The 8,844-nt window shown below is 45.3% G+C and carries 5 protein-coding genes; 3 read left to right on the plus strand and 2 right to left on the minus strand.

What is annotated here, in order from left to right; all coding sequences use genetic code 11:
* Positions 1–31: 31 nt before the first annotated feature.
* Both WG943_RS08325 and WG943_RS08330 read right to left on the minus strand, forming a co-directional pair.
* Complete coding sequence (locus WG943_RS08325) at positions 32–2,782, minus strand: DNA gyrase/topoisomerase IV subunit A (protein ID WP_340408126.1); 2,751 nt, start codon at positions 2,780–2,782, stop codon at positions 32–34.
* Positions 2,775–4,637, minus strand: a complete 1,863-nt coding sequence (locus WG943_RS08330; protein ID WP_340408117.1) for a DNA topoisomerase IV subunit B — start codon at positions 4,635–4,637, stop codon at positions 2,775–2,777. Before WG943_RS08330 ends, WG943_RS08325 begins: the two co-directional genes overlap by 8 nt.
* Positions 4,638–4,979: 342 nt before the next feature.
* On the opposite strand from WG943_RS08330, the gene WG943_RS08335 reads away from it, so the two are divergent.
* The 3 genes from WG943_RS08335 to fbaA all read left to right on the plus strand — a co-directional run bounded on the left by WG943_RS08335 (position 4,980) and on the right by fbaA (position 8,835).
* Positions 4,980–6,116 carry an AI-2E family transporter gene (locus WG943_RS08335; RefSeq protein ID WP_340408118.1) on the plus strand — a complete coding sequence of 379 codons (1,137 nt, stop codon included), beginning with the start codon at positions 4,980–4,982 and terminating at the stop codon, positions 6,114–6,116.
* Between the two features lie 24 nt (positions 6,117–6,140).
* Positions 6,141–7,661, plus strand: a complete 1,521-nt coding sequence (locus WG943_RS08340) for an exonuclease domain-containing protein (RefSeq protein ID WP_340408119.1) — start codon at positions 6,141–6,143, stop codon at positions 7,659–7,661.
* Positions 7,662–7,764: 103 nt separating this feature from the next.
* Positions 7,765–8,835 (plus strand): class II fructose-bisphosphate aldolase, encoded by a 1,071-nt coding sequence (fbaA, locus tag WG943_RS08345; RefSeq protein WP_340408121.1) that lies wholly within the window; start codon positions 7,765–7,767, stop codon positions 8,833–8,835.
* Positions 8,836–8,844 lie beyond the last annotated feature (9 nt).

Here is an 8,844-nt window from a genome sequence, read left to right on the forward strand (position 1 = left end):
CAAAGACTTTTGCAAGCGAATTGCAGCTGGATTAAAAAAGATCCAGCTGTTTTTTCTCTTTAAGCGCCTTGATTTCCTTGTTGACGTGCATGTCCTCTTCTACGTTTTCAGGCTCAGAGAGTTGGGTACCGCTGATCTTAGCCGCCTCCTCTGCCAATTCCTTCAGCTCAGAGGGCAGCGTTACAGGAGCTTTGCGGGGTGCAGACTTTTTTGCTTTGCCCTTTTCATCTTCCGGCTGCTCTACAGCATCCATCTTTGGCACCTCCACGTCATAGATCTTGAAGTAGTTGAGTTTATTACCCATCGCCTTCCAGCCTTTCACATCGATAAAGTCGCTCAGCAACAGTTTCTCTGTAGCTTTTTCGCCACGCAGGCTCAGCTTGAACTTAATAGTAGCTAGCGGTTGCGAGTGCGTTGAAACAGCTTCCAGTCTGGAGTTCTTGCTCTCTGAGATAAAGGTAAACTTCTTACCTACGGTGCTAGTTTCTACTTTAAAGCGCTTCACATAGTAGGTCTTGTTATCGCCTTCATAATAAATTGCTGAGATTACCAACTCTGGCTCAAACTTCTGCAGCACCTTGATCTTCTCAACAGTGTAATGGTTACTCAGATCAAATGTAGTCTGCTCGTACGTACCATCTTCATAGATCACAAGTATGGTATCATCTGTATTGAATGAACCTAGGTAGCGACCACGCCCTTCCGTGTTTAATCTACCGATCACTTCATCGTAGTAAATCTCACGACCACCTAATGTTGAATCGCCAAGGCTCTTCTGTAACACTTTCTTCACTGGGTATTTCGTAACGATGTTACCGTTTGAGCCTTTGCCCTTAATCATCAGTTCTGCGAAGTCGTAATCAAACTGCTTGTTTCGGGCTGTAGATTGTGGCGCTAAGGTTATACTTACTACCTCCGACTCTGAATTAGGGTTTGCTGTCAGGTAGTGTACTTTAGAGCCTTTACTACCTTTGGTAAGGTCGTATTCCTTATCTCTGGTGATGGACTTCACGGCAAAACGCTTTGCAAACGATACGCCTGTTTTACCATCCACATAGATCATATTATACACCATATGCTCGTCGTTCTTGTTGTAAACGCCAGCCATGATGATGTCTTTACCCACGAAGGTCTTATCAGCTACTTTCGTTACAGTGAACTTACCGTCCTTGCGGAACACGATGATGTCGTCCATGTCAGAGCAGTCGCATACAAACTCGTCTTTGCGCAAGCTGGTACCAATAAAGCCGTCTTTGGCGTTCATGTATAGCTTCTGGTTCGCAATGGCCACTTTCTGCGCAGTAATTACATCGAAGGTTTTGATTTGGGTTTTACGTTCTTTGCCTTGGCTATACTTCTTCAGCAATCCTTCAAAGTATGCGATGGCGTAGCGGATCAAGTTAGCCAGGTTATCATCTACCTCAGCCATTTCCTCCTCCAGTTTCTTTATGTACTCGTCTGCTTTAAAGGAGTCATACTTTGAAATTCGCTTGATCTTAATCTCCGTCAGGCGCACAATATCATCCTGAGTCACCTCGCGGCGCAGTAGCTTCTTAAACGGATCAAGTCCTTTATCTATAGCCTCTAATACTGCCTCCCATGTTTCGCATTCCTCAATGTCGCGGTAGATGCGGTTCTCAATAAAGATCTTCTCGAGAGAAGAGTAATGCCACTTGTCTTCCAGTTCTCCTTTTCGAATCTCGAGCTCACGTTTAAGCAAGTCTACTGTTTTGAAGGTAGAAATACGTAATAACTCATCTACATTCAGGAAGTGCGGCTTGTCATCAATGATCACACAAGTGTTCGGAGAAATAGATACTTCACAGTCTGTGAAGGCATATAGCGCATCCATGGTCAAGTCCGGGGAAACGCCTGGCGGCAACTGCACCTGAATCTCAACATTAGCTGCCGTGTTGTCGATCACCTTCTTGATCTTGATCTTGTTGTTCTCGCTCGCCTTCACGATCGACTCCATCAGACCGGTTGTAGTCACACCGTAAGGCACATCACGGATAATAAGCATGGTTTTATCCACCTTCTCTATAGTGGCGCGCACACGTATTTTACCACCGCGCTGACCACCATTGTAATTCGTTACATCAACCTGACCACCGTTCGGGAAGTCTGGCAATAACGTGGTGCTACGGCCTTTCAGCACATCAATAGAGCCTTTGATGAGCTCCTTGAAGTTATGCGGCATTATCTTCGTGGATAAACCTACGGCAATACCTTCTACACCCTGAGCAAGCAGCAATGGGAATTTTACCGGCAAGGTAACCGGCTCATTCTTACGGCCATCGTAGCTTAGTTGCCACAGTGTTGTCTGAGGGTTAAACACCACATCCAGGGCAAACTTAGAAAGGCGTGCCTCAATGTAGCGTGGAGCAGCAGCACTGTCGCCGGTACGCACATCACCCCAGTTACCCTGCGTCTCTATTAAAAGGTCTTTCTGGCCCAGGTTTACCATCGCATCGCCGATAGAAGCATCGCCGTGCGGGTGGTACTGCATGGTTTGTCCGATTACGTTGGCCACCTTGTTAAAGCGACCATCGTCCATCTCTTTCATGGCGTGCAGAATACGGCGCTGCACCGGTTTCAAGCCGTCTTCTATGGCTGGTACCGCACGCTCCAGAATTACATAAGAAGCATAGTCTAAGAACCAGTTTTCGTAAAGGCCGGCAACAGGTGTTACATTATGGATAACTTCTTCATCGCCATCTGTAAACGCAACCTCCAGCTCGTCTTCTCTTTCTATCTCGTTGTTTAACTCGTCGTTATGCATATACTTCTTCAACTATGTCTTTCTCAATCTTCAAATTATCGATAATGAAATTCTGACGCTCCGGCGTGTTCTTGCCCATAAAGTAGCTCAGAATCTTCTGTATCGTCGTATCCTTCTGCAGGATCACCGGCTTCAGTTTAATGTTGTCGCCGATAAACTTGCCAAACTCATCCGGCGAGATCTCTCCCAAACCTTTGAATCGGGTAATCTCAGGGCGCTTGCCCAGTTTTTGTATCGCTTCCTGCTTCTCCGTTTCGTTGTAGCAGTAGATTGTTTCTTTCTTGTTGCGCACACGGAACAGCGGCGTCTCTAGGATGTACACGTGGCCATTACGCACCAGGTCCGGGAAGAACTGCAGGAAGAATGTCAGCAACAGCAGGCGAATGTGCATACCATCCACGTCCGCATCGGTAGCAATTACCACACGGTTGTAACGCAGACCCTCTAAGCCTTCTTCAATGTTGAGGGCATGCTGCAGCAGGTTAAACTCTTCGTTCTCGTAAACTACTTTCTTCTTAAGGCCATAGCAGTTCAAAGGCTTACCTCTTAAACTAAATACCGCCTCCGTATCCACGTTTCTGGATTTGGTGATAGAACCACTTGCAGAGTCACCCTCGGTAATAAACAGCGTAGAGAGCAGGGAATTTTCATGCTTGTCTTCGTTGAAGTGTAGGCGGCAGTCGCGCAACTTGCGGTTGTGCAGGTTGGCTTTTTTTGCACGTTGATTGGCTAGCTTCTTCACACCGGCCATGTCCTTACGCTCACGCTCACTCTGCTCAATGCGCCTCTTCAGCGCTTCGGCAGTTGCCGGGTTCTTATGCAGGTAGTTATCAAGGTTCTCTTTAATAAAGTCATTGATGTAGGCACGCACCGCTGGTCCGTCTGGCCCCATGTCAATTGAGCCGAGCTTTGTCTTTGTCTGCGACTCAAATACAGGCTCCTGCACTCTAAGTGAGATAGCGCCAACTATTGAACCACGGATATCAGCTGCATCGTAGTCTTTTTTGTAGAAATCGCGCACCGTTTTCACGATGGCTTCACGGAAAGCCAATAAGTGTGTACCCCCCATGGTCGTATATTGACCGTTCACGAAGGAGTAATACTCTTCGCCATAGTCGTTACCATGAGTTAATGCCAACTCGATATCCAGGCCTTTCAGGTGGATGATCGGGTAACGCATCGCTTCTTCGTCGGCTTTGTTTCTTAAAAGATCTAATAGACCATTTTCAGAATAAAACTTCTTGCCATTGAAGTTGATGGTAAGGCCAGCGTTCAGGTATACATAGTTCCAGATCTGGTTCTCGAGGTACTCCGGGTTAAACTGGAAGTTCTTGAAAATGGTATCGTCCGGAGTAAATACTGTAAGCGTACCGTTACGCTGCGACGTCGCTTCTAAAGGCACATCATTCGTCAATACACCTTTCTCAAACTCAGCAACCTTCATCTGCCCTTCACGAACAGACTGGATGCGGAAGTGGCTCGAAAGGGCGTTCACCGCTTTGGTGCCCACACCATTCAGACCTACTGATTTCTGGAAGGCTTTGCTGTCATACTTACCACCGGTGTTAATCTTGCTCACGCAGTCGATCACCTTGCCCAGCGGAATACCACGGCCATAATCGCGCACCTGAACTTTGTGGTCAGAAATTTTAATGTCAATGGTTTTACCGAAACCCATCACGTGTTCGTCAATGGAGTTATCGATCACCTCTTTCACTAAAATGTAAATACCGTCGTCAGCAGCCGAACCGTCGCCAAGCTTACCAATATACATACCAGGGCGCAGCCTGATGTGCTCGCGGGGCTCCAGGGAGCGGATACTGTCTTCGTTGTAATTATGCTCTAACTCTGCCATTCTGTAAGCGTAAGTGTAGTTGATTTGGTAAATTCAATCGGAAATATAGAAAAATAAAAGCGACCTGCTGCAACAAAAAGTTCCACTAGCAGAACAAAACGCAAATAACTAAAAAATTTAGCTAAAATTTTTAGCAAATCAATTTAGCTGTGTTTCCTTATTAGTGCTTCCACTAGTATAGAACCATAAAACTACTGCTCTGGTTCATCAAAATCAAGTTATTTAGCACTAAGCTTAGCTATTATATTTAGCAAACTAATATATAAAAAATTCTATAATTTAAGCCGAACATTTACGTACTTTAAAGCAAAATGTATTGCTGCTTTTGAGGCATACCCTTATATGGAATTAAAACTACCTAAGTATCTTAAGTTTATACTCGTTCTGCTAGGCGCCGTGCTGCTGATTGGACTGCTGCAGTCGTTTAAGTCGGTGCTCGTACCTTTGGCATTCGCACTGCTTTTTGCTTTGCTCCTGCTGCCTCTTACAAAAGACCTGGAACGGTTTCGAATACCACGGCCGCTGGCTATACTTACCTGTATTGTGTTGGTGGTAATTATTTTAGGCGGAGTTATCTGGTTCCTGTCTATACAGCTGGTAAGCCTCACTTCTGAGCTCGATACAATTGGCAATAACATCGGAGACCTGCTCGATAAGGTGCAGCTGTTCTTGTACGACAAGTTTGGCATAGAACCATCTGACCGCAACGACCTGGTGAGAAACACCATTGGCGGTTTACAAGATATTACCACCACCTTTCTGGGAAGCACTATTTCCATGACTACAGGCGCGATTTCGATGCTGGTGCTGGTGCCGATCTTTGTATTCTGCTTTTTGTATTATCGTGATCACCTGGAGCAGTTCCTGTTTAAGTTTGTGGCCAAAGACCGGCGCAGTAGCATGGTACAGACGGTAATGAACATACAGCAGGTGGTGCAAAGTTATATCTCAGGGCTGATGATCGTAATTTTTATAGTGGCCTTGCTGAACTCTGCCGGCCTGATGGTTTTGGGTGTAAAGTATGCTATTTTCTTTGGTGTGTTTGCCTCTATACTTACCATCATTCCCTACATTGGTATATTGATTGGAGCCACTTTACCCGCACTGCTTACCTTAGCTACTACAGGTCACCTGATAGACGCTGTACTGGTGGTTGCAGTTTTTATGTTTGTGCAGTTTCTGGAAGGAAATTTCATCACACCATTCGTAGTTGGCTCCAAAGTAAGTATAAATCCCTTTGCAGCGATAGTAGGCCTACTTATTGGAGGCGAGATTTGGGGTGCTGCCGGCATGATCCTCTCTATCCCGATTATAGCCATGCTAAAAGTAGTATTCGATGTATATCCTCCGCTCACACCCTTCGGTTTTCTTTTAGCTGACATAGATACTGTTAACACTAAAAAGCCAGGACGTATTAGCAGTTGGATTCAGGAAACCTGGAACGGAATACTTACAAGGAAGAAGAATAAAGGGAAATAATGCTAATGCTATTTGCTTAAAGGTTTGGGTACAGACAAATTGAAACGGATTACTAAAAAAATTGGTTTAGGAGATGAGCCATTGGCAGAAGCCGGTGCGCCAGACGTAACGGACTTAACTCCCAACCATTTGTACGCGATAGTAGATATTGAGACCACAGGCGGACAGCCTTCTCAGGACAAGATAACAGAGATTGCCATTTTCATTCACGACGGCCTGCAGGTTGTAGATAAGTACAGCACCCTGATCAATCCGCAGCGACCTATCCCCTACTTCATTTCTCAGCTTACGGGCATTACCGATGACATGGTAAAGGATGCTCCTAAGTTTTATGAAGTGGCCAAAGAGATTGTGGAATTTACAAACGGTAAAGTGTTTGTAGCCCATAACGTGCGTTTCGATTACTCCTTCATCAAAAAAGAGTTTGCCGACCTAGGTTATACTTTTCAGCGCAAAACCCTCTGCACTGTGCGCCTGAGCCGTAGCCTGATTCCCGGCTTGCCATCTTATAGCTTGGGTAAGCTCTGTAAAAGTATAGATATTCCGCTTACCCAGCGGCACCGTGCCATCGGCGATGCTGAGGCAACGGCCAAGTTATTTGATAAGCTGATCAAGATCAACCGCCCTATTGTGGACGGTAACATGAATATGGCAGCCGAGCATACTTCGCAGGCGTTAAAGCAAGAAATCAAGACTTCTTTACTGCCACCGAACATCAGCAAAGAACAAGTTGATGCACTCCCAACTGTACCCGGTGTTTATTACTTCTACAACGAGAAAGGCGAAGTGATTTATGTGGGCAAAAGTATAAATATCCGCAAACGCATTATCCAGCATTTTAACATCGATTATAAAAGCCGTAAGTCTCTGGACTTCAAAAATAACATTGCAGATATTACCTATGAGTTGATGGGTAATGAGCTGGTGTCGCTGTTATTTGAGTCGGCGGAAATAAAGCGGATGAAGCCGCACTACAACCGCCAGCAGCGCCGTAGTGTGTTTAACACCGGCATCTTTACTTACATGGATGACAACGGCTATAAGAGGTTAACCTTCGGAAGTATAAACAAAGCCGATAATGTAAGCCTTACACCAATTATAGCTTTGTCGAATCACTATAAGGCTAAGGGTTTCCTTTTTCATAAAGTTGGTAAGTATAATCTCTGTCAAAAGCTTTGCGATCTTTATAAGACTACCGGTGCATGCTTCGATTTCCAGGTGCATCAGTGCAGTGGAGCCTGCATCGGCAAAGAGAGCCCGGAAGAGTATAACCAACGCGTAGATGCCGCATTGGATTCTTTTACCTATGAGCATAACAGCTTCGTGATTATAGGCAAAGGTCGTGAGCCTGGCGAGAAATCAGTGGTGGTGGTAGAGCACGGCACTTATATGGGGTTCGGCTTTGTAGATGATACGTTTTCTGCCTCAGCATTAGATGATTTTAAGGGTGCCATTACCCGTTACAACGATAACAAAGATATACAGCAGATCATACGCGGCCATATGCGCGGCAAGCACAAAGACAAAGTATTGATTTTTGATTAAAAGAGAGCCTGTAACATGCATTACAGGCTTTTTCATTTTTGTGATTTGCACTTTCCTTTTTTATTCTATACTTAGCACAAAGCATTTAAAACATAAAGCAACTATGAATAAGAGATTTAGACCTGGTGTATTGTTCGGCGATGAAGTAAGTGAACTGTTCCGATATGCCAATGAAAATAAATTTGCGCTACCTGCTGTGAATGTGATTGGTACAGACTCGGTAAATGCCGTGTTAGAAACAGCCAAAGAAGTAAACTCACCGGTTATCATACAGTTCTCGCATGGTGGAGCACAGTTTTTTGCCGGCAAAGGACTAGCTAACGATCAACAGAAAGCAGCTATTGCCGGCGCTGTATCCGGTGCGCAGCACGTGCACCTGATGGCCGAAGCCTATGGTGTTCCGGTTATACTTCACACTGATCATGCTGCCAAAAAATTACTGCCTTGGATAGATGGTTTGCTGGATGCAGGAGAAAAATTCTATGAGCAAAATGGCAAACCACTTTACAGCTCGCACATGCTCGACTTATCTGAAGAAGAGCTAAAAGAAAACATAGAAACCTGCGCCAGCTACCTGAAACGTATGGATAAGCTGGGCATGACGGTTGAGATGGAGCTAGGCGTAACCGGTGGCGAAGAAGATGGTGTTGATAATACCGGAGTAGACAGTTCCCGCCTGTACACACAACCAGAAGAAGTTGCCTTTGCCTACGAAGAATTAAATAAAGTAAGCAGCCGCTTTACCATAGCCGCCGCTTTTGGCAATGTGCACGGCGTGTATAAACCTGGTAACGTAGAGCTTCGCCCAGAAATCCTGAAAAACTCACAAGACTACATTCATAAAAAGTATGGCACCGGCCCTAATCCCGTGAATTTTGTGTTCCATGGCGGCTCCGGTTCAGAGAAAGCCAAAATAACAGAGGCTATTGGTTACGGAGCCATCAAAATGAATATTGACACCGATATGCAGTGGGCATTTTGGGAAGGAGTACGCAACTATTACGAAGGCAAACGTGAGTACCTACAGGCCCAACTGGGCAACCCGGAAGGCGCCGACTCCCCAAACAAGAAATACTACGACCCAAGAGTATGGCTGCGCGAGGGTGAGAAGAACTTTATAGCACGTTTAAAAGAAGCTTTCGAAGATTTGAATTGCATGAACAGAAACGCTTAGTATAATTTA

The organism is Pontibacter sp. H249, assembly GCF_037892465.1.
Lineage (GTDB): Bacteria > Bacteroidota > Bacteroidia > Cytophagales > Hymenobacteraceae > Pontibacter.